This window comes from Pseudomonas sp. P7779, assembly GCF_013386315.1.
Lineage (GTDB): Bacteria > Pseudomonadota > Gammaproteobacteria > Pseudomonadales > Pseudomonadaceae > Aquipseudomonas.
Map to the genome: position 1 here is coordinate 1 of NZ_JACARZ010000083.1, position 22,723 is coordinate 22,723.

Sequence of the window (22,723 nt, forward strand, 5' to 3'; positions counted from 1 at the left end):
CTTTAGCGAGGCTGCGAAGGCGGCGGCATGGTCAATAAAGATGTTGCCTGGCACACCGCTATCGCGGCCTCGCTAAAGCTCGACGGCTCCCACAGAAAAGCAGAGCCATATCCCAAAAAAAAGCCCCATCACACTGGACGGGGCTTTCGCATTTCAAACTACCGGCGGCTCTTAGAAAACCACACCCTGACTACGCAGGTAATCGTCATAAGTCCCGCTGAAGTCGATCACCCCACTCGGGCTCAGCTCGATGATGCGGGTGGCCAGGGACGACACAAACTCCCGGTCATGGCTGACAAAGATCAGCGTACCCGGGTAGTTCTCCAACGCCAGGTTCAGCGCCTCGATGGACTCCATGTCCAAGTGGTTGGTCGGCTCGTCCATGATCAGCACGTTCGGCTTTTGCAGGATCAGCTTGCCGAACAGCATGCGACCTTGCTCGCCACCGGAAATCACCTTCACCGACTTCAGGATCTCGTCGTTGGAGAACAGCATGCGGCCCAGGGTACCGCGAACCACTTGCTCGCCTTCCTTGGTCCAGCGGCCCATCCAGTCGAACAGGTTGGACTCGTCTTCGAAGTCCGAAGCATGGTCCTGGGCGTAATAGCCCAGTTCAGCCGCGTCGGTCCACTTGACCGTACCGGCATCCGGGGTCAGTTCGTTGACCAGGGTACGCAGCAGGGTGGTCTTGCCGATACCGTTCGGGCCAATGATCGCCACGCGCTCGCCGGCTTCAACCTGGAAGCTGAAGTCCTTGAACAGCGTCTTGCCGTCAAAGCCCTTGGCCATGCGATCGACGATGACCGCCTGGCGGTGCAGCTTCTTGGTCTGGTCGAAGCGGATGAACGGGCTGACGCGGCTCGATGGCTTGACTTCGGCCAGCTGGATCTTGTCGATCGCCTTGGCACGGGAAGTGGCCTGCTTGGCTTTCGAGGCGTTGGCCGAGAAGCGGCTGACGAAGGATTGCAGCTCGGAGATCTGCGCTTTCTTCTTGGCGTTGTCCGACAGCAACTGCTCGCGGGACTGGGTCGCCACGGTCATGTATTCGTCGTAGTTGCCCGGGAACAGGCGCAGCTCGCCGTAGTCCAGGTCGGCCATGTGGGTGCAGACGCTGTTCAGGAAGTGACGGTCGTGAGAGATGATGATCATCAGGCTGTTACGCTGGGTCAGGATGTTTTCCAGCCAGCGGATGGTGTTGATGTCCAGGTGGTTGGTTGGCTCGTCGAGCAGCAACACTTCCGGATCGGAAAACAGCGCCTGGGCCAGCAATACACGCAGCTTCCAGCCTGGTGACACTTCACTCATCGGGCCGTTGTGCTGCTCGATGCCGATACCCAGGCCCAGCAGCAACTCACCGGCGCGGGATTCGGCGGTGTAGCCGTCCATCTCGGCGAAGTCGGTTTCCAGCTCGGCCACGGCCATGCCGTCGTCTTCGGTCATTTCCGGCAGCGAGTAGATGCGGTCGCGCTCGGCCTTGACCTTCCACAGCTCTTCGTGACCCATGATCACGGTGTCGAGTACGGTGAATTCTTCGTAGGCGAACTGGTCCTGGCGCAGTTTACCCAGGCGCACGTTCGGCTCCAGCATGACCTGGCCGCCCGACGGGTCGAGGTCGCCACCGAGGATTTTCATGAAAGTCGACTTGCCGCAACCGTTGGCACCGATCAGGCCATAACGGTTGCCTGCGCCGAACTTGACCGAAACGTTCTCAAATAGCGGCTTGGCGCCGAACTGCATGGTGATGTTAGCTGTGGAGATCAATTACTTTACCTATCAATAGCTTGGAGTGCGCTAATTTGAGCCGGGCCCATTTTGTGGCCCAGGCCAACGGGCATACGTCGGCAGCGACATCAAGGCTTGGGGCCCAGTCGCTGAGCAGAAAAATGGGTGCATGTTGGAATTTGGCGCGCATTGTCGCATATGTCAGGCGGGAGTTGTATGGCGCTGCACGGATGGATTCGCCCGAGTCTCCGGCATTGCCACCCACACCAGCCCCAATGCGACGGCCGCCACGCCGGCCAGGGTCAGGAACGCGGCGTTGTAACCCGCCCACTGCACGACAAAACCTGCCAGGCTGCTGCTCAAGGCCGCGCCGAGGCCGAATGCCGTGGACAGCGCGCCCAGGCTGACATTGAAGCGTCCGGTGCCCTGGGTGAGGTCTTTGACGATCACCGGAAACAGCGCGCCGAACACCCCGGCGCCGACCCCGTCAAGCATCTGCACCGCCACCAGCCAATAAGGATCACTGGACAGCGTATACAACACGCCCCGCAGCGGCAGGATCATGAAACCGGCGAGCAGCAACGGCTTGCGCCCCCACACGTCGGCCTTCACGCCCACCAGCCAGGCCACCGGCACCATCACCAACTGGGCCGCGACGATGCAGGCCGAGGTCAGCGGCGTGGCCATCTGCAGGTTGATCTGCGACAGCTTCTGGCTGACCAGCGGCAGCATGGCCGCATTGGCCAGGTGAAACAGCGCGCAGCAGATGGCAAACAGCATCAAGGGCCTGTTCGCCAGAAGCACGGCCAACCCCGACGGTTGTTCATGGCCGGTGCCATGCGCAGGGTCGAAACCCCGTGCGACTTCGTGGTCGATTGCCTGGGCTGACACGCAGCTGACCGCGATGACACTCGCCGCAGCCATGACTGCCATCAGATAGAACACCGCCACCGGGCCGAACAGGTAGGCAAATCCACCGGCGAGGAGGGCCGCCACCGCGTTGCCGGCGTGGTTGAAGGTTTCATTGCGGCCGGTGCGCCGGGTGAAAGCGCGCGGCCCGGTGATCCCGAGGGAAATCGCCGAGATGGCCGGCGCAAATACCGAGGCCGCCGCTGCACTGGCCGCCTGGGTCAGCGCCACCAGGCTGAAGGAGCTGACGAAGGGCAGGAGCAGGCAACTGGCAGTCACCAGCAGCGCGGCGATCACGATCACTGCCCGTTTGCTGCGGGTTCGGTCAATCAATGCGCCGGCCGGCGTCTGGGTCAGCAGGGCCGCGATGCCGGCCAGGGTCATGACCACGCCGATGCTGGCGGGGTCCCAGTGGTGCACGGCCAGCAGATAAATCGCCAGGTACGGCCCCAGTCCGTCACGCACGTCCGCCAGGAAGAAGTTCAGGCTGTCCAGGGACAGGGTGTTGCGCAGGTCAGAGCGAGTGGCCATGGCACGGTCTTCAGGCAAGAGGTCGGTAGCAGTAGTGACCCATGGCATGAAGGTATAGTTTCTGAAGGCGGCGTTGCACTCGTATGGCAATACAAGCAAAAACATTTACAAAGTGGAGCCATTTGCATCGAAAAATAGCGCTGATCGAGGCTTTTTCAGGGCTTTTTATTGTTAACAGTTGAACATCCAATAAGCCTGGCTTATTTTCCGTCCGTTCGCCCTACAGTGAAGGCTCTTTACCGGTTCAAGGATGGCGAGGCTTTCGGTGTAGGGCGGACTTCTTTTGTCGCAATGACCGGAACATATTGGAGACGCAATGGACATGCTGTCAGCCCAGGTATCAAAACCAGCCCGCTCAACTGCCCCGTGCTACACCCTCACCGCCATCAAGCGCCCGTGCTGATTGGCTGCCGTGCAGGCAAAAAAAGGCCCGTGGGGTAACGGGCCAAGGTGTTCACTGGAGTAGGTAGCCTTCACCCTATAGGTCAACAAGTGAAGGGCATGTGAAAACCATGTCGCAGGAACGGATGTATCTCCGTGTCAGGGTTTGCGCACGAACGTGCGCATGGTTTGCCCTGGGCCGGTACTGAAGCGGGTAGGGCGGGGCATGCCCTCATCTGCCGCAATAAACACGAAGTGATCACCTTCCAGCCGGTAACTCGCGGGTAACTGCTTGCCGGCATCCTCTCCCATCGAGTCAACCCAGGTAATGCTTTTGGGTGCCGTGCTGGCATCGAGCGTGAAGCTGCCTGCCAGTAAAACCTCGCCGTCGACCGTCACCACCTGGAATTGATCGCCCGAGATTGTCGTGATCGCGCCCGGCGCGCTGTGTTCATCCGTGGGATTGAGCACACCATTGTCTTCCAGCGCCGTTTGTTCCCATGCCCCCTGGAGCGCCTGGAAATCCGCATTTGAAGCAGGTGTCATATAAATTCCTTTTTGGTTAAAAAATGAGCAGTCAATACCTTGGTGTGTAGATGCCTGACGGATAAGCTGAATCGATTTTGTGAGAATTGTCTGGTTTCTCATTGTTGCGTACGAATTTTCCCAGTATTCACGGGTATTTAGCGCCATTTTGTGCGTTGATTCGGAAACGGTTCTTTACAAGTTCGTCTACGCTCAGCACCAGGGTAGGGGCTCCTGCGTAATCTGAACGAAAACAATCTACGGTGATGTGGGATTTTTCCATGACCGAGGTGGTCCGATGACCATCGGTAGACCGTTCGTGTCTTGTGTACAGGGCGTTGTCCCTGATTTTCAAGCGGCCATTCAGTATTTGATGAATATGTGTGACCGCTGACTGTCGACTTTTTAAGGTGCATCAGTTTTGAATAAAACTCCTCGGCTCCACGCTCATGCGGCATCGGACGAAATTGATCTGTTTGAACTGTGTCATGGTATCTGGCGGCAAAAGAAGTTGGTGCTGGGCTGTACGATTCTGGCAGGGGTGCTGGGGGCGGGCTACGCTTTTCTGGCCCCGCGGGAGTATCAGGTCAGCAGTGTGCTGCGCCCGGCTGCCATCAATGAGCTGGATGCTCTGAACCGCTCCGAAGTCTATAAGTTGCCGCCGGCCGACGCCCTGAACAAAGTGGGGGCGCAACTGGACTCATACGAAGCGCGCCTGGGGTTTTTCAAGTCCCATGAGGACCTGTTCAAGGCGTTCCAGAAAACCGGGCAAAGCCTCGAGCAGAGTTTCGAAGAATTCAATCGAAACTCCATCAACCTGAGCCTGCCCGATCCCAAGAAGTCCGACTCCCTGAGCAGCTATATCAAGCTTGAGCTGGAATACCCGGCAGACATCGACGGGGTAGCGATTCTCAACGGCTTTGTAGACTACGCAATTGATTCGGAACGTGCCCAAGTCGGTGCTGACCTTAAAGTGATCGTCAATAACCGCTTGAACGAACTCAAGGGCAAAATCGACGCGGCGCGCTCCAATTACGAAACCGACAAGGAATCGAAGATTGCCAAGCTGCTTGAAGCCGACAGGCTCAAACGGGCCAAGCTGGAGGACGAACTGGGTGCCCTGCGCTTACAGATGAAAATGGAGCGCACGGACCGGCTGGCAGAGCTGGCGGAGGCCATTTCCATCGCCAAGTCGATGGGCATCAAGACCCCGACCACTCCTTCTTCCATGGCAGATGCCTCGCGTAGCGGCTCGAATCAAGTAATGCGCACCGAGGTCAACAACCAGAAAATCCCGCTGTACTTCCTCGGTACAGAGGCGCTTGAGGCGGAACGTGCCGCGTTGCAGGCGCGTACCAGCGACGACTTTACCAACAGCCGCATTGCACAGATTGGCAAAGAGTTGCAGATGCTGGAGGTCAACCGTGAAGTGGAGGTGCTGAAAAATCGCGGGAATGAAGACATTTTCTTGCAGGATGTTGAACCGTTACGAGCGGAAGTCGCGCGTTTGCGAGGCCTGAATATCGACATGAGTGGCCTCAAGCTGGTAACCATTGACCGTCGTGCCCAAGAGCCGCTGAGCCCGATCAAGCCCAAGAAAGCCCTGGTTATGATACTGAGCCTGCTGGCAGGGTTGACCGTGGGTGTACTGATTGCGCTGGGCCGCCATCTGCTGGCACGACGCGAAGCCGTACCCTACTCGGAGTTGGATGAATATCGGCTTTCTCTGCGTACACGCAAGGATGACGAACCGAAAAGCTGACGCCTTCAGCAGCGGGCAGGCCGCCCGGCAAGCCCGCTGCTGCTCTTCCTGGCACACTCACTGGACACCTTTTCACAAATCTTGATTAACCTTTGGTTACAAAGTGTGGCTAAAATAGCTGCCAATGGCCACGACCGGATTGTCACCCAGCCGTTCGTGTTGCCGGTTTTGTGAATTGTGATTTCAGGTGCTGCATCTTCAATCCTCGGCCGTTGTGGGCACGCGGGAGCAGCCTGTTCTCTTCTGACTTGTGACGAATACCTTGAAACTCATCATTGTTGCTCTCTACGTTGCCTCTATTGCGTATGTCCACCTGCGTGGCCGGGTGCGCCACAAGCTGGGGCGCCAGCTCAGTGATCACTCGACCTTCCTGGCTCCGGTGAACTGCTTTCTCTACCTCTTTTCCAAACTGCCCAGCCGACCGTACCTGTCCCCCAGCGACTTTCCCGACCTGAGCCCGCTTCAGGAGCATTGGCAAGAGATCCGCGAGGAAGGCCAGAACCTGCTGCGCGCAGGCGAGATCAAGCGCTCCGACCAGTACAATGACGTGGGTTTCAATTCGTTCTTCAAGTCGGGCTGGAAGCGTTTCTATTTGAAGTGGTACGGCGACAGCCATCCTTCGGCGATGAAGCTGTGCCCGCGTACCACCGAGCTGGTGCAAAGCATCGGCTCGATCAAGGCCGCGATGTTTGCCGAGCTGCCACCGGGCTCAAAGCTGGTACGCCATCGTGACCCGTATGCCGGTTCCTACCGTTACCACCTGGGCCTGGACACGCCCAACTCTCCGGGCTGCTACATCAACGTGGACGGTGAAAACTACTACTGGCGCGACGGTGAGCCGGTGATGTTTGACGAGACCTTCATCCACTACGCCGAAAACACCACCGAGCAGAACCGGATCATTCTGTTCTGCGATATCGAACGGCCGATGAAGTACCGCTGGGCGGCCGCGTTCAACCGTTGGTTCAGCCGTAATGTGATGGCTGCGGCCGGTTCGCCCAACGATGCCGGTGACAAGACCGGCGGCCTGAACCGTGCGTTTACCCGCCTGTACAAGATTCGCCTGCGGGGCAAGGAGTTGAAGAAACGCAACCGCACCCGTTACTACCTGGAAAAGTGGGCGATCTTTGCCGGCCTGGCCGCGATCTTCATCCTCATCTGAACCGGGCAGCGGAGCGCATCAGCCTGGCGGATGCGCCCCCAGCTTCTCCCACATCTTCTTGCTGATCTTCTGCCGATTGGCATAACCCGCCCACGGGTCCTTCTTCAAACCCTGCAAACGCTCGTGCAGGTTAGCCACCGTCCATTGTTGGGCGCTGTGCAAACTCTTCAACTCATCACGACTCACCGGTACCGATACCGGCAGGCCGGGCCGCGCCCGCACCGAGTAGGCGGCTACCGTGCTGGCGCCCCGGGCGTTGCGCAGGTAGTCGATGAAGATCTTGCCCACGCGATTCTTCGGGCCCGAAGTCGCGGTAAAGCGTTCAGGCAACTGCAGCGTCATGAACTGGGCGATGGCCTTGGCGAAGGCTTTTACCGAGTCCCAGCCGTCGCGGCGCGCCAGCGGCACCACCAGGTGCAGGCCTTTGCCGCCGCTGGTCTTGACGAACGCTTCAAGCCCCAGTTCATCGAGTACCGACAAGGTCAGTTGCGCCGCTTCAAGCATGCTTTTCCACGGCAGTGCCGGGTCCGGGTCGAGGTCGAGCACAAACAGGTCCGGGGTTTCAATCTTGTCAGCGGTAGCGCCCCAGGTATGCAACTCGACGGTACCCATCTGCACGGCACCGATGAGCGCGGCCGGGCTGTCGATTTCCATCAGCCGCGCATGGCCCGGGTCCAGGGCCTGGTCCAGTTGCTTGATATTCGGGATCGCCAGGCGCTCGGAGTGCTTCTGGAAAAACTGTTCGCCGGCAATGCCTTCCGGTGCCCTGAGCAAGGACACCGGCCGGTTGCGCAGAAAGGGCAGGAGCCATTCGCTGATGCCCTCATAGAACTGTGCCAGTTGCAGTTTCTGTGTAGCGCTCTGGGCATCGATGACTCGGTCCGGATGGGTAATCCTGACCCCAGCCACGGCGCCGGTGCCCGCCGTCTTTTTGCGGGGTTTTTCCTTCAGCGATTTGGCCGTCCGCGGCTGCTCATGCACAATCTGCTCCGCCGGCTTGTCGGTGCGCAGCCCGACAAACGCCGCCTGGCGCACCACACCTTCGCGGGTCCATTCGGCAAATTGCACTTCGCCCACCAGCTGCGGCTCGACCCAGTGCACGCCGCGTGCCTCGGCACTGGTCAGGGGCTTGGCCAGCGGTGAAGTCTGGCGTTCCAGCGTCTTCAACTGTGCACTGATCTTTTTCAGCGCGACCTGATCGAATCCGGTACCTACGCGCCCGGCATACACCAGGCCGCTGTCATCATTGACCGCCAGCAACAGCGCGCCAAACCCGCTGCGCGAACCTTGCGGGCGAGTGAACCCTACGATCACGAATTCCTGGCGCAGCCGGCACTTGAGCTTGATCCAGTCCGGGCTGCGCCTGGAAACGTACGGGCTGCCGGCACGTTTGCCGATCACGCCCTCCAGCGCCAGGTCGCAGGCACTCTCGAAGATATCCCGCTGGTTGGCAGCAAAGGACTCGGAGAAGCGCAGCAGCTTGCTCTTGCTGCGGCTAACCGCGTCCTTCAGTGCGGTGCGGCGCTCTTCGACAGCGGCTTCCCGCTGGTCGCGGCCGTCCAGGAACGGCGCATCGAACAGGTAATAGACAATGTCCAGGCTGCGGCCGATATCAAAGGCGTTCTGCAGCGCCTGGAAATCCGGCAGCCCGTCGGCGTTCAGGCTGACCACCTCACCGTCAAGCCAACTGTCCTTGAGCTTCAGGGCTTCCAGGGCCTTGGCCTGGCGTGGCAGGCGATCGGTCCAGTCATGGCCATTGCGGGTGAACAGCCGAACTTCGCCATCGCGAATCCGCGCGAGGATGCGATAGCCGTCGAATTTGATCTCGTACACCCAATCGCCTTCCGGTGCACGTTCCACCAGTGTCGCCAGCTGTGGCGCGAGTTGATCGGGCAGGGCGGTTGAGGGCTTGCGCCTGGCTTTCTTCGGCGCTGCGGGCTTTTTCGCAACCCCCACCGTTGCGTCGCTCAGCACGCTTTTCGGTTCAGCCTGGACCACATCGTAGTCAGCCACCGGGCGTGCCTGCTGATCGTTCTCCTTGATCAACAACCACTGCTCCTTATCGCCGCTGCCCTTGAGTCGGGTGCGCACCAGCGTCCAGTCGCCTGCCAGTTTTTCGCCGATCAGGCTGAACTTCAGCTTGCCGGCCGCGTAGGCCTTGTGCGGGTCATCGTGGGGCTGCCATACACCGCGATCCCACACGATCACATCGCCAGCGCCGTATTGGCCTGCCGGAATGCTGCCCTCGAAACTGCCGTAGCCCAATGGATGATCTTCCACATGTACCGCGAGGCGCTTCTGGCTCGGGTCGAGGCTTGGGCCCTTGGGCACCGCCCAGCTTTTGAGGACGCCGTCGAGCTCCAGGCGAAAGTCATAATGCAGGTTGCGCGCATCGTGCTTTTGAATCACGAACGACAGGGCATGCGCCCGGTTCCTGGCGCGAGGCGCACTGCCGGCGGGTTCGGCGGTCACATCGAAGTCGCGCTTGGCGTTGTATTCACTCAGGGGCTTGGCCATGGCGGTCTACCTCATGAAGCCTTGCTGGTCTTTTTCGCGGCAGGTTTCTTGGCTGCAGCCTTGGTCGCGGGCTTGCCGGCCAGGCTGCGCTTGAGCAACTCCGTCAGGTCGATCACGTCCGCAGATTTGCGCTCGTCGACACCTTCGCTGGATTCCACGTCTTCGATCTTGCCGGCCTTGGCCTTCTTCGCCACCAGCGCCATGATCTTTTCCTGGAAGCTGTCGCGGTATTCGTCCGGCTGCCAGTCGGCACTCATGTCTTCCACCAGACGCTTGGCCATGTCGAGTTCGCCCTTGGCCAATGTCGGTTTGGTCACGTCGCTGCCCAATTCCAACTCGTCCAGGCCACGCACTTCGGCAGGCCAGCGCAGCATCACCAGCACCAGCGCCGACTCCAGCGGCATCAGTGCCGCCAGGTGCTGCTTGGTGTGCAGCACCACGTTGGCCAGGGCGACCTTGCGGGTTTTCTTCAGGGTTTCGCGCAGCAGGGCATACACCTTGCCGCCGCGCTTGTCGGGGGCCAGGAAGTAGGGCGTGTCGATGTTCTGCAACGGGATCTGGTCGCTGGCCACAAACGCGATGATTTCGATGGTCTGGGTGGACTTGGGGTGGGCCGAGCGGATTTCGTCTTCGCTGAGGATCACGTAGCGACCTTTCTCGTAGGCCACGCCCTTGACGATATTCTCCTTGGTGACTTCCTTGCCGGTGGTCTTGTTGATGCGCTTGTAACCCACCGGGTCCATGCTGCGTTTGTCCAGCCAGTCGAAGTCGACGCCCTGGGAGGACGTGGCCGAGACCAGTGACACGGGGATGTGCACCAAGCCAAAACTGATTGCGCCTTTCCAGATAGCCCGTGGCATGTCGGTATTCCTGAAGTGTGTGGTCTTCAGGTGACAGGGCGGATTCGGCAAAAGTTTCCCTGGCCAGCCGGCTGGCACCAGGGTTTCAGACAGATCGTGTTACACCTGATGAGAAACTATTTAGTTACCAACGCCGAACCCAAGGCGTAGCGTGTTATCGAAAGCACGTATTACTTGCGCCCAGAGAGGCTTTGTCATGAACACCCGTTTGCGCAACCTTGCCGTATTGGCGTTGGGCCTGGCCTTGAGTTCGTTGGCACAGGCGCAAAACCTGCCCGGCAGCAGCAACAACCCCTACAACGGCCCCATCCACCAGGCCAACCCCAACAGCATGCAGGGCACCCAGCCCAACGCACCGGCTGCGCGCGGCACCTACATCCCGCCGGCACAGCGGCCGCCGACCCTGCAAAACGGCGGTATCGGCAACAGCGTCCAGCGCCGTGACGGCGCGCAGACCCCGCCGGCTATCCAGCCCAAGGCTCCCACCCGTGACGCCAATGGCAATCGCGGCGATTGAGTGTGTAAAGACGACAAGGAAACCCACCGTATGCTGTTACGCAAAACCCTTCTAGCGACCTTCTGCGCCGCTGCCTTGCTGCCCCTGGCGCTGCCTGTCTCGGCGGCCGCCACCCAACAGTTTCCCAGCGAGCAAGGGAGTATCACCGTCACCCCGATTGCCAAGGGCCTCGATCACCCGTGGGCGGTGGCGTTCCTGCCGGACAAGCAAGGCTTCCTGGTCACCGAACGTCCCGGCAACCTGCGGTTTGTCAGCCCGGAAGGCAAACTGTCCGCGCCCCTGAGTGGCGTGCCGAAGGTGTTTGCCAAAGGGCAGGGCGGCCTGCTGGACGTGGTGCTGTCGCCGGACTTCAAGGAGGACCGCCTGGTGTACCTGTCCTACGCCGAGGGCGGCGGCACTAATGGCACCGCAGGCACCGCAGTCGGGCGTGGGCGCTTGAGCGATGACCTGAGCGGCCTGCAAGACTTCAAGGTGATCCTGCGTCAGGAGCCCAAGCTGTCCACGGGCAACCACTTCGGCTCGCGGCTGGTGTTTGACCGCGATGGTTACCTGTTTGTGACCCTTGGGGAAAACAACGACCGCCCCACCGCCCAGGACCTCGACAAGCTGCAAGGCAAAGTGGTGCGGATCTTCCCGGACGGTCGTATACCTGAAGACAACCCCTTCGTCGGCCAGGAAGGCGTGAGGCCGGAAATCTGGTCCTACGGCCAGCGTAACCCCCAGGGTGCGGCACTCAACCCGTGGAGCGGCACACTCTGGGAAAACGAACATGGCCCGCGCGGCGGGGATGAAATCAACATCATCGAGCGGGGCAAAAACTACGGCTGGCCCCTGGCAACCCATGGCATCAACTATTCCCTGACGCCGATTCCCGAGGCCAAGGGCAAGACAGTCGGAGGCACCGTTGCACCGCACCACGTCTGGGAAAAATCCCCGGGTGTGAGCGGCATGGCGTTCTACGACGCCGACCGGTTCAAGGCCTGGCAGCACAACGTGTTTATCGGGGCATTGGTCAGCCAGGAGTTGATTCGCTTGCAGTTCGATGGGGACAAGGTCATCCACGAAGAGCGACTGCTGGGCGGCCTGAAAGCGCGGATCCGCGATGTGCGCCAGGGCCCGGATGGTTACCTGTATGTGCTCACGGATGAAGATAACGGCGTGTTGTATCGGGTGGGTTTGAACCAGGACTGACGGATACGGCAAATACCAATGTGGGAGCGGGCTTGCTCGCGAAAGCGGTGGGTCAGTCGCTGGAGATGTTGGCTGAGCCATTGCCTTCGCGAGCAAGCCCGCTCCCACAGTTGTGTAGCGTCGAGCCTACAACCCAAGCTCCGACAACCCCGGATGCTCATCCGGACGCCGCCCCAGCGGCCAGTGGAACTTGCGCTCGCTTTCCTTGATCGGCATGTCGTTGATGCAGGCAAACCGGTTCGCCATCAAGCCGTTCTCGTCAAACTCCCAGTTCTCGTTGCCGTAGGAGCGGAACCAGTTGCCGGAGTCGTCATGCCATTCATAGGCATAGCGCACCGCAATGCGGTTGCCGGTAAACGCCCACAACTCCTTGATCAACCGATAATCCAGCTCTCTGGCCCATTTGCGGGTCAGGAAGGCCTTGGCCTCTTCGCGGTTGTGGGCGAACTCGGCGCGGTTGCGCCATTGGGTATCCAGGGTATAGGCCAGGGATACCCGTTGCGGGTCCCGGGAGTTCCAGCCGTCTTCGGCCAGGCGAACTTTTTCAATCGCCGACTCACGGGTAAACGGCGGCAACGGCGGGCGTATTTCTGCGTTGGATGACATGGGACGGCTCCTTAACAGGTTTAAAAGTCAGGTCAAAGTTGCAATAGGGTTCGCGCCATGGATTGCGCATTATCGGCAGCGGTGGTGTCGCCCATCACCAGGGCAACGGTAATGGCGCCATCAATCAGGATCAGCAGGTGCGCGGCCTGGCGTTCCGGGTCGGGGGTGCCATGTGCTTGACACAGTTCGAGGGCGTACTCGAACAGTTTCTGTTTATGGGCCTTGGCCAGTTGGCGCACCGGGTTGTGCGGGTCGCCGGTCTCGCCGCTGGTGTTGATGAAGGCGCAGCCGCGAAAGTCATCGGAGCCGAACCAGGTTTTCAACGCGCTGAACACACCCAGCAGGCGCTCGCCCGTGGTGGAGTGGTGTTCAACTTCGTTGCGCAGCCACTGCATCCAGCGCTCGTCGCGGCGTTGCAGGGCGGCAATCACCAGTTCGTCCTTGTTGGCGAAGTAGCGGTAGACGCTCTTTCTGGAGACGCCGGCGGTTTTCACCAGAAGATCCATGCCGGTGGCAGCGATGCCATTTCGGTAGATCAACTTTTCGGTGACGTCGAGGATAATGTCGCGAGTGATATCGTTCATGGAGATTACAGTAGAACGATCGTTCTCCTTGGTCAATTAATTATTTTTAACCCTGGGCGGGAAGACCTGAGCCAGCCCATGGTGTAAGCTCTGGAGTCCTTCGGATTCGACCCATTGCGAGCCCTATGCCGTCGTTATTCAAACGCTCCCTGTTGCCCAAGCTGCGCGGTTTTCCCCTCACGCCCGACGCGATCGAGGTGCTGTCCGGCGCCGCCGAGTACCGCCGTTGCCTGCTGGAGAAAATTTCCCAGGCCACCCAGCGCATCTACATCGTAGCGTTGTACCTGCAGCAGGATGAGGCGGGGCAAGAGATCTACGACGCGTTGCACGCTGCCAAGGCCGCCCGGCCCGGGCTGGATATCGTGGTGGTGGTCGACTCGCTGCGGGCCCAGCGCGGTTTGATCGGTGCCGGCAAGCAACCGGGCAACAGCGCCTGGTACCAGGCCATGACCCAGTCCCACAGCACCGAAGTGCCGGTGTACGGCGTGCCGGTGCAAACCCGCGAACTGTTCGGCGTGCTGCACCTCAAGGGCTTTGTAATCGATGACAGCGTGCTGTATAGCGGCGCCAGCCTGAATAACGTGTACCTGCACAAGTTCGACAAGTACCGCTATGACCGTTATCACCTGATCCACAACAAGGCGCTGGCCGACTCGATGCAGCACCTGGTGGAGCACGGCCTGGTGGCCGCCAAGGCGGTGCATCGCCTGGACCTGCCCAACCCGCCGACCACTCGCAGCCTGCGCAACGACATCGGCGACCTGCGCAGCCGCCTCAAACACGCGGTGTATGACACCTCGGCGGGGCAGTTGCCCAACGGCAACCTGACGGTCAGTCCGTTGTTGGGCGTGTGCAAGAACAACCCCCTGAGCCGGGTGATCTGCGAGCTGATTGCCAGCGCCCAGCACCAGCTGACTATCTGTACGCCGTACTTCAACCTGCCGCTGCCGGTGACCCGGGAAATCAACCGCGCCCTGGCGCGCGGGGTGAAGATCGACATCATTGTCGGTGACAAGACCGCCAACGACTTCTACATCCCGCCGAGCGAGCCGTTCAAGGTCATCGCCGCGCTACCGTACCTCTACGAAATCAGCCTGCGTCGCTTCGCCAAGCGCCACCAGCGCATGATCGACAGCGGCCAGTTGAACCTGCACCTGTGGCGCGACGGCGACAATACCTATCACCTCAAGGGCATGTGGGTCGACCAGCGCTACACCTTGCTGACCGGCAACAACATCAACCCACGAGCGTTTCGCCTCGACCTGGAAAACGCCTTGCTGATCGATGATCCCAAGGGTGAGTGGGTAGGGCCACGGCGCACCGAGCTTGCCGAGATTTTCCAGCACACCTCGCGTATTGAGCGCTACCAGCAGCTGGAAACCCTGATGGAGTACCCGGCGGCCGTCGGCAAGTTTTTGCGTCGGGTCAGCCGGGTGCGGATCGAGCGGTTGTTGTATCGGATTTTGTAGGGCCGTTGCAGGCGTTCCGACGTATCCGGGTCGACGCTGGCCATGCTGGTTTGGGTACTGCAGACTGGCTCTCACCGCCTGGATTTGACGGCATCTATTGTTTGGCGCTGTGGTCGACATGCCTGACCAGTAAATTATCAAGGTCAAATTTGTCGGCCTGGTCTGTTTGAGTTTCAAATCGAAAAGTGATTCTCAGATTGAGCCGGTTGCCGTTTTTTTTTGCTGTGGGAAGGGGAATTGTGACGCCAATCCAGTGATTGTTCGGTTGGAAAACACTGGACGATTGCTCAATTTCCGCCAGCCTGACGATGAGGCGAGCGGGTGTTTTTGATCTGAATTGGAAGTTGAGTAAATACTCCTGGCCTTTAATAAAGCCGAATTGCTTTTGTATGCGAATAGCACTGCCAGTTTCGAAGTCGGATGAAAGATAAAACTCCAGCGGATCATTGGGCGATTGCTGCACAAACTTCGTGGTGCCCGGGACGGTCTCGGTCCAGTCGTTCCAGTTTCTATTTTCAAATGTAGTCAGATCGTACAGTTCATTGCTCATGATTTTTGCCTCAAGATTGAGGGGGCTTATTCATCCAAGCCCGGTATTCGATGAGATTCCAATACATTCAGACTGTCTACTGTCAGAAATCACAGGTAGGTTCCCTTGGGTTTTACTGCACCCTGTGAGTGTCAGACCGGTTGCCGTGCCGCCGGCCAGCACGCGATCAACAGCAGCAGCGCCGCCGCCACCAGGTAGGGCAGGCGAGGTTCGATCGCGTAGATCAAGGTCCCGGCCAACGGCCCGACCACCACGCCCAGGCCTTGGGCCGCACCCACCGAACCTGCCGTGGCGCCTTGCTCCGACGCATCCACCGCATTCGCCGCCAGCGCCGCGAAAGACGGGAAGATCCAGCCCATGCCGGCCGCGGACACAAAAAAGCACAGCCACAGGATCCAGGCCGTATCAGCGAACATGCTGCCGGCAAATCCCAGGGCTGACACCACCGCACCGATGCGAATCATCCGCAGCGGCGGCCACTCCAGTTTGCGCACTACCAGTTGCGAACAGATCAACGCCAGCCCGACCATGGTCAGGGCGATACCGGCAGTTTGTGCCGCATCGGCCGGGTTCATCTTCAAGCGATCCAACGCGAAAAAACCCACGGTTATCTGCGCGATCGACACACACAGCATCGCGACAAACGCCACCACCAACGGTCGACGCAGGCGTGGGTCCGAGAGGTTGACCGGCTTGGGCGGCTGCTTGAGGTGCAGCTCCTGGCGCGGCAATTTGGCCAGCAGCAACAAGAATCCCAACAGCGGTAACACCGCCATCGCATAAAACGGCAGGCTCAGGCTGTGACGCGCCAACAGCGCAGCAATCGCCGGGCCCAGCACCAGGCCGCAGGCGTTGGCGGCGCCCAGGGAAGCCATGGCCTTGGCGCGGTGCTCAGGCTCAATGTTGTCGGCCACCAGCGCATAGCCGCCCACCGGTATCGCAGCGTAGAACACGCCGATCAGGCCACGACCCAGAATCAGCCCGATAAACGCCAACATGGCCGATGGCAGCAGTTGCAGGGACGCATCGATAAACACGCACAGCGCCCAGTAGGCCAGGGTGAAACCACCGGTGCCCAGCAGCAGCACACGGCGCCGGCCCAGTCGGTCACTGGCCTGGCCCCATGGACGAGCCAGAAGCATCCAGATCACCCCGGACACGGTGACCGCCGCACCTGCCTGCCAGGTGGCCAGGCCAAGCACCCGAGCGATCGGGCCAATCAGCGAGACAAATGCCATCATCGCCATGGTGCAGGCCATGTTGGCCAACAGCAGCGGCCTCAGGTTGAATGGGCGGTCAGTGTGCAAAGTCGCGAGTGCAGCGTCTTGGGAGCTGTTCATCGGTTATCCAAGGGCAGGAGAAAAGGGCAGTCGTGCATCCACCATCACCAGCGGGCGGCCATGCACCTGTTCCAGGCGGCCACTCACACCATAGACGTTTTTCAGCAACGCCTGATTGATCACCACTTGCGGTGGCCCGGCAGCGGCCAACTGACCGTTGTGCAACACCACCACCTGATCACTGAAGCCCAGGGCGAGGTTGATGTCGTGCACCACCACCAGGGTGATCAGGTTGCGTTCGCGGGTGGCCTGGGTGATGGCTTCCACCACCTGGCACTGGTGATACAGGTCCAGGGCGCTGGTGGGTTCGTCCAGCAGCAACACCCGAGGCTGGCGCACCAGGGCCTGGGCCAGGCCCACCAGTTGGCGCTGGCCACCGGAAAGTGCATCGATCGGGCGGTCGGCGAGGGCGGTCAGGTCGAGGTCGGCGAGGATTTTTTCCACGCCCTTAAGCACCGCCGGGCTCGGCCGCCCAGGCGCAAAACCCGCGCCGCGATGGCCGGCCATGGCCGCACTCAGTACCGCTTCGAAGGCGCACAGGCGCGTACGCTCCGGCAGGCTCTGAGGCAGGTACACCACTTGTTGCGCGCGCTCGACTTGCGGCAGGCGATTGAGATCGACACCCTCCAGCCAGATCTGGCCGTGCGCCTTGTGCAGCCCGGCGATGCCACGCAACAAGGTCGACTTGCCGGCAGCGTTGGGGCCGATCAGCGCGGTGATGGTGCCGGGCAGCAACGCCGGCAGATGAATGTCCTGCAGCACGCTGCGACTGCCGTAGTGCATGCTCAACGCTTGTGTGCTTAATCCGGTCACAGAGCACCTCGGCGGTTACGCATCACAATCGCCATGAAGAACGGAATTCCCACCAGTGCGGTGACAATCCCCACCGGAATCAACACGCCGGGCATCAATGCCTTGCTGGCAATCGACGCCATCGACAGGATCAAGCCACCGCTGAGCACGCTCGCTGGCAGGAACAAGCGGTGATCTTCACCCACCAACAGCCGCGCGATATGCGGAGCAATCAGCCCGATAAAACCGATAGTGCCGACAAACGAAACCGCCAGCGCCGACAGCAGGCTGATGCGCAGCAACGACAGCACCCGCAGGCGGCCGACATCAATCCCGAAACTGCGGGCGCGTTCCTCGCCCAGGGTCAGGGCAGTCAACGCCCAACTCTGACGCAGGGAAAACGGCAGGCACAGCAGCAACGCCGCAGCGAGGATCGCGAGCTTTTCCCAGGACGCCCGGGCCAGGCTGCCCAGGGTCCAGAACACCAGTTGCTGAAGGCTGTCCTGGCTCGCCACAAACTGCAGCAGTGCCACCAGCGCATTGAACGCAAACACCAGGGCAATCCCGAACAGCACCAGGCTCTCCACACCAAACCCACGCCAGCGTGCCAACAGATACAGCAATGCCACCGATGCCAGTGCGAACAGAAAGGCGTTGGCCGAAATCAGGTACTGCGCCGGCACGCCAGGAATGCCCATCCCGAGCACAATGGCCAGGGCTGCACCGAAGGCGGCGGCGGCGGAAACGCCGAGGGTGAACGGGCTGGCCAGCGGGTTATCCAGCACCGTCTGCATTTCGGCGCCGGCCAGGGCCAGTGCCGCGCCCACCAGTACCGCCATCAACGCGTAAGGCAGGCGCACATTCCATACGATCACCGCCTCCACCCGCGGCATCGAAGCCGGGTCCCACAGCACTTGCAACAGGCGCGTCAGGCTCATGCCGGAAGGCCCGGTGGTGATGTCCACCGCCAGGGAAACCACCAATGCCAACGCCAGCGCCGACAACAGCAATACCCGTCGTCCATGGCGGTGGCGATAGCGCTCACCTGCGCCATCGGCGCTCGCACAGGCTTGCACCTGCGTCACGGCACAAGGCTCGTGGTGAATACGCCGCTGGCCGGAATTGGCATAAAGCGCCGGTACAATTCGGCTCGGGTCTGTTCCGGATCCAGGTCGGCGAACAACTCAGGATGCAGCCACTTGGCCAGGGCCTGCACTGCGATCAAGTGTTCCGGCGAGTCATAGAAAATATGCCAGAGGCCATGCACGTTGCCTTCACGTACCGCCCGCAGTTCATTCAGCGGCGCGCGCTGGGACACTTGCTTGAGGCTGTCGTTGGCCTGCTGCGGCGTGGCCGAATAGCCGAGGGTCACACCGCCCTGGCCGTGGCCGAATACGCCGGTGGCGACGTACACATCCGGATCGCTGGACAGAATGTATTCGACGTTCAATGTGCCGATCGGGCCGGGAATGCGCCCGTCGGCGATGTTCCGGCCACCCGCGAGCTTGATCATTTCCCCGAAGTTGCCGGTGCCCGGCGAACCACAGCAATCCTGCAGGCCGGCGAGCATGTCGATGAAGATCTTCGGCCGTTTTACCGTCCCGGCCTTGGCCAGGGTATCGGTGACCTTGGCCAGCGAGGCCTGGTAAAACGCGATGTAGTCCTCGGCTTGTTGATTACGGTCCAGAGCCTTGCCCAGCAGGCGCATGCTCGGCACCGTGTTGCTCAGCGGATGGTCGCTGAAGTCGACGAAAATCACCGCCACGCCGGCCGCTTCCAGCTGCTTGACCGCCTCGCTGTCGGGGCTCGGGCCATGGCCGCCGCTCAAGGCCATGATCGCCAGGTCCGGGTGTACCGCCAGGGCCTTTTCCACACTGAAGGTTTCGGCGGAGGTGCCGCCTACCAACGGTACGTTGTCGGCTTCGGGAAAGTGCTTCTGGAACGCGGCGTAACCCTGCACGTCCAGGCCGCGAAAATCCCCTTGCCAGCCGGCGATGCGGGTAAACGGGTTCTTGCCTTCAAGGAGCGACAGCGAGTAGATCATCCGGCCTTCACCCAGCAGGATATGCGAGACCTTGTCCGGTACGTCGACCTTGCGCCCCGCCAGGTCGGTGACGGTGTGGGCGCAGGCCAGGCCGCTCATTAACAGGCCAAGACCGAGCAGCAGGCCGCGTTGCAACAACAGAGGGTGTTTCATGAACAATTTCCTTGAACAGTTGGGCGCACGTGGCGGACGCGTTTGCGCCACCACAACAACAGCCCGGTGAGATAGAGCAGCGGCAATGCCAGGCCGCAAAGAAAGGCCAGGGCCGCGCCGGGCAACCCGAGCAACAGGTGGCCGTGGGCGGCGGAGAACAGCGGTTTGATCGCGGCGGGGTTGGCGAAGAACCAGTCGGGCCGGGCCAGCCAGGCGCCGCTGCCGGCAATCACCGCCAACGGCAGGCACAGCCAGGCGGCTGCGACGTTGTGCCATTCCCGCAGGCGGCGCAGGCCCTGGCTGCCCGGGCGCAAGCTGGCGGCTTTCCACCAGCTGCGCCGCCCCGGCCACCACAGGTACAGGCCGCTGCCCACCGAGCCCAGCAGCACCAGGCCACAGGCAAACAGGGCGACGGCGCCAATGGGCGGCGGCAACAGCAGTGCCCGGTGCAGCGCCACCAGCTTCGCCAGCCACAGGTCATCGAACACAAAAAATGCCCGTGGCTCGGCACTGTAGGGATCGATCATCGCAATGCCGATGCCGGGCCGATCCTCCAGGGCTCCGAAGACGATCGCGTTGTCCGATTCCAGGAAACCCTGGCGCGGTTTTGCGGCGCCAAAGACTTTCTGAAATTGCGGGTAGGCACCCAGTGCCGCGCTGATCCACTGCGCGTCATCCAGCAGTGCGCCGTGTTCAACCGGAGCCAGGTCCAAGGCCTGGCTGCCGACCTCCCAGCGCAGGATCGGCCCCTTGAGTTCCAGCAGCGCACCGCTCAAGCCAATCAGCGCCAGCAGCAGGCCGACGCTCAGCGCCAGCCATCGATGCACACGAAGCCACCACCCACGCATGGCAGTTACCAGCGATAGCGCAGGCTGGCGATGACACTGCGGTCATACCCGGCACTGCAGCTGGAGAGGGAGCAGCCTTCGTAATAGTGCTTGTCGGTCAGGTTGGTGGCATTCACCGCCAGGCGCAGGCCCTTGGCCGCCGGGATCAGCTTGTCGAAATCGTAGTGCACCGCCGCGTCGAGCAAGGTGTAGGAGGGCACGCTCACAGTGTTGGCAGCATCGGCCTCGGTGGAACCGATATAGCGTACGCCGACGCCAAATCCGAGCCCGGTGAGCGGGCCAAAGGGCAGGGTGTAGTCAGCCCACAACGACGCCATTTTTTCCGGGGTGTCGGTGGGGCGGTTGCCTTTTTCCAGCGGGTTGTTGCTCTTGCTGACTTCGGCGTCGTTGTAGGTCAGGGTTGCCAGCAGGTCCAGGCCCTTGGCGAGGCTGGCCTTGCCTTCCAGCTCCACGCCGCGCACGTTGACCTCACCGGTCTGCACGCTGTTCAGCGGGTTGCTCGGGTCGGTGGTCTTGACGTTCTGCTGGGTCAGGTCGAACAGCGACAGGGTGATGTAGCTGTCGATCCCGGGCGGCTGGTACTTGATGCCGACTTCCGACTGCTTGGCGGTGCTCGGTTTGAAGCTGGTGCCGTAGAAATCAGTGCCGAGCACCGGGTCGAACGAGGTGGCGTAGCTGATGTACGGCGACAGGCCGTTGTCGGCCAGGTAAACGAGGCCTGCACGGTAGGTGAACTTGTTGTCGTCCTGCTTCTGCCCGGTGTCGGTCAGGCGGTTGTCGGTGCGCGCACTCGAATGATCCTGGCGACCGCCGACGGTCAGTACCCAACGGTCGTTGAACGTCATCTGCTGCTGGGCGTAGAGCCCGGTCTGGTCGGCGCGCTGCAAGGTGCTGGCGAACGGGGTGTTCGGCGCGAACACACCCCCGTGCACCGGGTTGTAGATGTCGATCGACGATGCCGCGCCGCCGTTGAGGTAATAGTCTTCACGGGTGCGCCGGTAATCGACCCCCAGCAGCGACACCATCTGCACCTCGCCAAGGTTCCAGCGGGCCTGGGCATTGTTGTCCAGGGAGTACACGTCGCCGACGATGCGGAAGCGGTAGGCCGACCGGTTCAAGGTGCGCAGGTCCGGCGCCAGGGACATGCCGCTGGCGGTGTTGGTCAGCAGGTTGACGTGGCCATAACGTGCGCTGGAATTCAGGCTCCACACATCGTTGATCCGGTGCTCCAACAGGTAGCCCAGCGAGTATTGCGTGCGGCCGTTGTCCAGGCCGGGTTCGTCGAGAAAGACGTTGTGTTTGACCTTGCCATTCGGGTTCGGCTTGAGCGTGCCCACCGTCGGCAGGAACACCCGGGGCGCGCCGAATTCATCCTCCGAGTAATCGGCCAGTACGGTCAGGCTGGTGTCGTCGTTCGGCCGCCAGGTAAACGACGGCGCGATGAAGGTTTTGTCGTCCTTGATGTGATCGAACTGGGTGCCGCTGCTGCGCTCCAGGCCCACCAGCCGATAGAGGAATTGCCTCTGGTCATCCAGTGGCCCGCTGAAGTCGAACTGGCCCTGGGCGCGGTCGAAACTGCCGCCCTGGAGCTGCACTTCATGGAACGACTGGTCCAGTGGCCGCTTGCTGATCTGGTTGACCACACCGCCCGGTGCGTTCTGGCCGAACAACACCGAGGCCGGGCCCTTGAGCACGTCGATGCGTTCCAGGCCATAGGCTTCGGCTTTTGGCCAGGCCTGGGTGGTGGTGCCACGTAAGCCGTCGCGCAACATGCCGGTGCTGGTCACGTCGAAGCCGCGAATCGAGAGGTTGTCGAAGCGCTGGCTGGCGGCGGTAGTGTTGGCCTGCACGCCGGCCGTGTAGCGCAACGCTTCGCTCACCGATTGCACTTGCTGCGCGTCCATCTGGTCGCGGGTCACTACGGAGATCGACTGGGGGATTTCATTGAGCGCGGTGTCGGTCTTGGTCCCGCTGAGGCTACGCTTGGCCACGTAGCCGGCCTGTTGTCCGGTGGGGCTGTCGGCTTGGGTCCCGGTGACCACGCTGCTGTCGAGCACCAGGGCGTGATCGGTGTCCGCCTCGGCGGCCTGCACAAGGTTCATCTGGGTCAGCGACAGGCCCAGGGCAACGCCATGGATCAGGGTTGCCAAGGGCTTGCGACTGGTTTTCAAGTGCGGGACTGCGGTATCGATTGGCAAACCTGGGGTGTCTCGGTACAGAACGCGGGTGCCCATGCTTCACTCCATGATGAGGTGTTCAA

Annotated in this window: 19 protein-coding genes; 5 read left to right on the plus strand and 14 right to left on the minus strand. The window is 61.1% G+C overall.

Annotated elements, in window-relative coordinates; translation table 11 throughout:
* Positions 1 to 171: 171 nt before the first annotated feature.
* The 3 genes from HX869_RS23520 to HX869_RS23530 form a co-directional block, all read right to left on the minus strand.
* Positions 172 to 1,761 carry an ABC-F family ATPase gene (locus HX869_RS23520; RefSeq protein ID WP_008436174.1) on the minus strand — a complete coding sequence of 530 codons (1,590 nt, stop codon included), beginning with the start codon at positions 1,759 to 1,761 and terminating at the stop codon, positions 172 to 174.
* A 162-nt stretch (positions 1,762 to 1,923) separates the two neighbouring features.
* Positions 1,924 to 3,162: an MFS transporter gene (locus HX869_RS23525; RefSeq protein WP_087692676.1), complete on the minus strand. Its 1,239-nt coding sequence runs from the start codon at positions 3,160 to 3,162 to the stop codon at positions 1,924 to 1,926.
* 540 nt (positions 3,163 to 3,702) lie between these two features.
* Positions 3,703 to 4,089 (minus strand): TIGR03067 domain-containing protein, encoded by a 387-nt coding sequence (locus tag HX869_RS23530; protein WP_177042280.1) that lies wholly within the window; start codon positions 4,087 to 4,089, stop codon positions 3,703 to 3,705.
* A gap of 400 nt (positions 4,090 to 4,489) precedes the next feature.
* Between HX869_RS23530 and HX869_RS23535 the strand changes: the two genes are divergently transcribed.
* A complete protein-coding gene (locus HX869_RS23535) occupies positions 4,490 to 5,830 on the plus strand; it encodes an LPS O-antigen chain length determinant protein WzzB (RefSeq protein WP_087692674.1) in 1,341 nt (446 codons plus the stop codon).
* Positions 5,831 to 6,092: 262 nt separating this feature from the next.
* Positions 6,093 to 6,992, plus strand: coding sequence for a lipid A hydroxylase LpxO (gene lpxO, locus HX869_RS23540; protein ID WP_008436177.1), 900 nt, complete (start codon positions 6,093 to 6,095; stop codon positions 6,990 to 6,992).
* An 18-nt stretch (positions 6,993 to 7,010) separates the two neighbouring features.
* Here the strand turns inward: lpxO and ligD are convergent, their stop codons facing one another.
* Together ligD and HX869_RS23550 are read right to left on the minus strand one after the other, a co-directional pair.
* Positions 7,011 to 9,509 carry a DNA ligase D gene (gene ligD, locus HX869_RS23545; RefSeq protein ID WP_178903721.1) on the minus strand — a complete coding sequence of 833 codons (2,499 nt, stop codon included), beginning with the start codon at positions 9,507 to 9,509 and terminating at the stop codon, positions 7,011 to 7,013.
* Positions 9,510 to 9,520: 11 nt separating this feature from the next.
* Positions 9,521 to 10,369, minus strand: a complete 849-nt coding sequence (locus HX869_RS23550; RefSeq protein WP_003218456.1) for a Ku protein — start codon at positions 10,367 to 10,369, stop codon at positions 9,521 to 9,523.
* Positions 10,370 to 10,565: 196 nt separating this feature from the next.
* Here HX869_RS23550 and HX869_RS23555 point away from each other — a divergent pair, with 196 nt between their 5' ends.
* Together HX869_RS23555 and HX869_RS23560 are read left to right on the plus strand one after the other, a co-directional pair.
* Complete coding sequence (locus tag HX869_RS23555; protein WP_087692672.1) at positions 10,566 to 10,886, plus strand: hypothetical protein; 321 nt, start codon at positions 10,566 to 10,568, stop codon at positions 10,884 to 10,886.
* Positions 10,887 to 10,916: 30 nt separating this feature from the next.
* Positions 10,917 to 12,077, plus strand: coding sequence for a PQQ-dependent sugar dehydrogenase (locus HX869_RS23560; RefSeq protein ID WP_178903722.1), 1,161 nt, complete (start codon positions 10,917 to 10,919; stop codon positions 12,075 to 12,077).
* Between the two features lie 126 nt (positions 12,078 to 12,203).
* Here the strand turns inward: HX869_RS23560 and HX869_RS23565 are convergent, their stop codons facing one another.
* Both HX869_RS23565 and HX869_RS23570 read right to left on the minus strand, forming a co-directional pair.
* On the minus strand, positions 12,204 to 12,683 hold the full coding sequence (locus HX869_RS23565; protein ID WP_087692671.1) for a nuclear transport factor 2 family protein: 480 nt from the start codon (positions 12,681 to 12,683) through the stop codon (positions 12,204 to 12,206).
* A gap of 32 nt (positions 12,684 to 12,715) precedes the next feature.
* Positions 12,716 to 13,267 (minus strand): TetR/AcrR family transcriptional regulator, encoded by a 552-nt coding sequence (locus tag HX869_RS23570; RefSeq protein WP_134326690.1) that lies wholly within the window; start codon positions 13,265 to 13,267, stop codon positions 12,716 to 12,718.
* 125 nt (positions 13,268 to 13,392) lie between these two features.
* Here HX869_RS23570 and pssA point away from each other — a divergent pair, with 125 nt between their 5' ends.
* On the plus strand, positions 13,393 to 14,736 hold the full coding sequence (gene pssA, locus HX869_RS23575; RefSeq protein WP_178903723.1) for a CDP-diacylglycerol--serine O-phosphatidyltransferase: 1,344 nt from the start codon (positions 13,393 to 13,395) through the stop codon (positions 14,734 to 14,736).
* Between the two features lie 94 nt (positions 14,737 to 14,830).
* Here the strand turns inward: pssA and HX869_RS23580 are convergent, their stop codons facing one another.
* From HX869_RS23580 to HX869_RS23610, 7 genes are all read right to left on the minus strand, one after another.
* Positions 14,831 to 15,286, minus strand: a complete 456-nt coding sequence (locus HX869_RS23580; RefSeq protein WP_178903724.1) for a hypothetical protein — start codon at positions 15,284 to 15,286, stop codon at positions 14,831 to 14,833.
* Between the two features lie 131 nt (positions 15,287 to 15,417).
* On the minus strand, positions 15,418 to 16,626 hold the full coding sequence (locus HX869_RS23585) for an MFS transporter (protein ID WP_178903725.1): 1,209 nt from the start codon (positions 16,624 to 16,626) through the stop codon (positions 15,418 to 15,420).
* Positions 16,627 to 16,629: 3 nt separating this feature from the next.
* Entirely contained in the window at positions 16,630 to 17,409 is a 780-nt protein-coding gene (locus tag HX869_RS23590) for an ABC transporter ATP-binding protein (RefSeq protein WP_178903726.1), read from the minus strand.
* Positions 17,410 to 17,435: 26 nt separating this feature from the next.
* Positions 17,436 to 18,503: an iron ABC transporter permease gene (locus HX869_RS23595; protein WP_023658859.1), complete on the minus strand. Its 1,068-nt coding sequence runs from the start codon at positions 18,501 to 18,503 to the stop codon at positions 17,436 to 17,438.
* Positions 18,500 to 19,615, minus strand: a complete 1,116-nt coding sequence (locus HX869_RS23600; protein ID WP_003218435.1) for an ABC transporter substrate-binding protein — start codon at positions 19,613 to 19,615, stop codon at positions 18,500 to 18,502. Before HX869_RS23600 ends, HX869_RS23595 begins: the two co-directional genes overlap by 4 nt.
* On the minus strand, positions 19,612 to 20,463 hold the full coding sequence (locus tag HX869_RS23605; protein WP_003218433.1) for a PepSY domain-containing protein: 852 nt from the start codon (positions 20,461 to 20,463) through the stop codon (positions 19,612 to 19,614). Before HX869_RS23605 ends, HX869_RS23600 begins: the two co-directional genes overlap by 4 nt.
* A gap of 5 nt (positions 20,464 to 20,468) precedes the next feature.
* Positions 20,469 to 22,697 carry a TonB-dependent siderophore receptor gene (locus HX869_RS23610; RefSeq protein ID WP_003218431.1) on the minus strand — a complete coding sequence of 743 codons (2,229 nt, stop codon included), beginning with the start codon at positions 22,695 to 22,697 and terminating at the stop codon, positions 20,469 to 20,471.
* Positions 22,698 to 22,723: the final 26 nt, after the last annotated feature.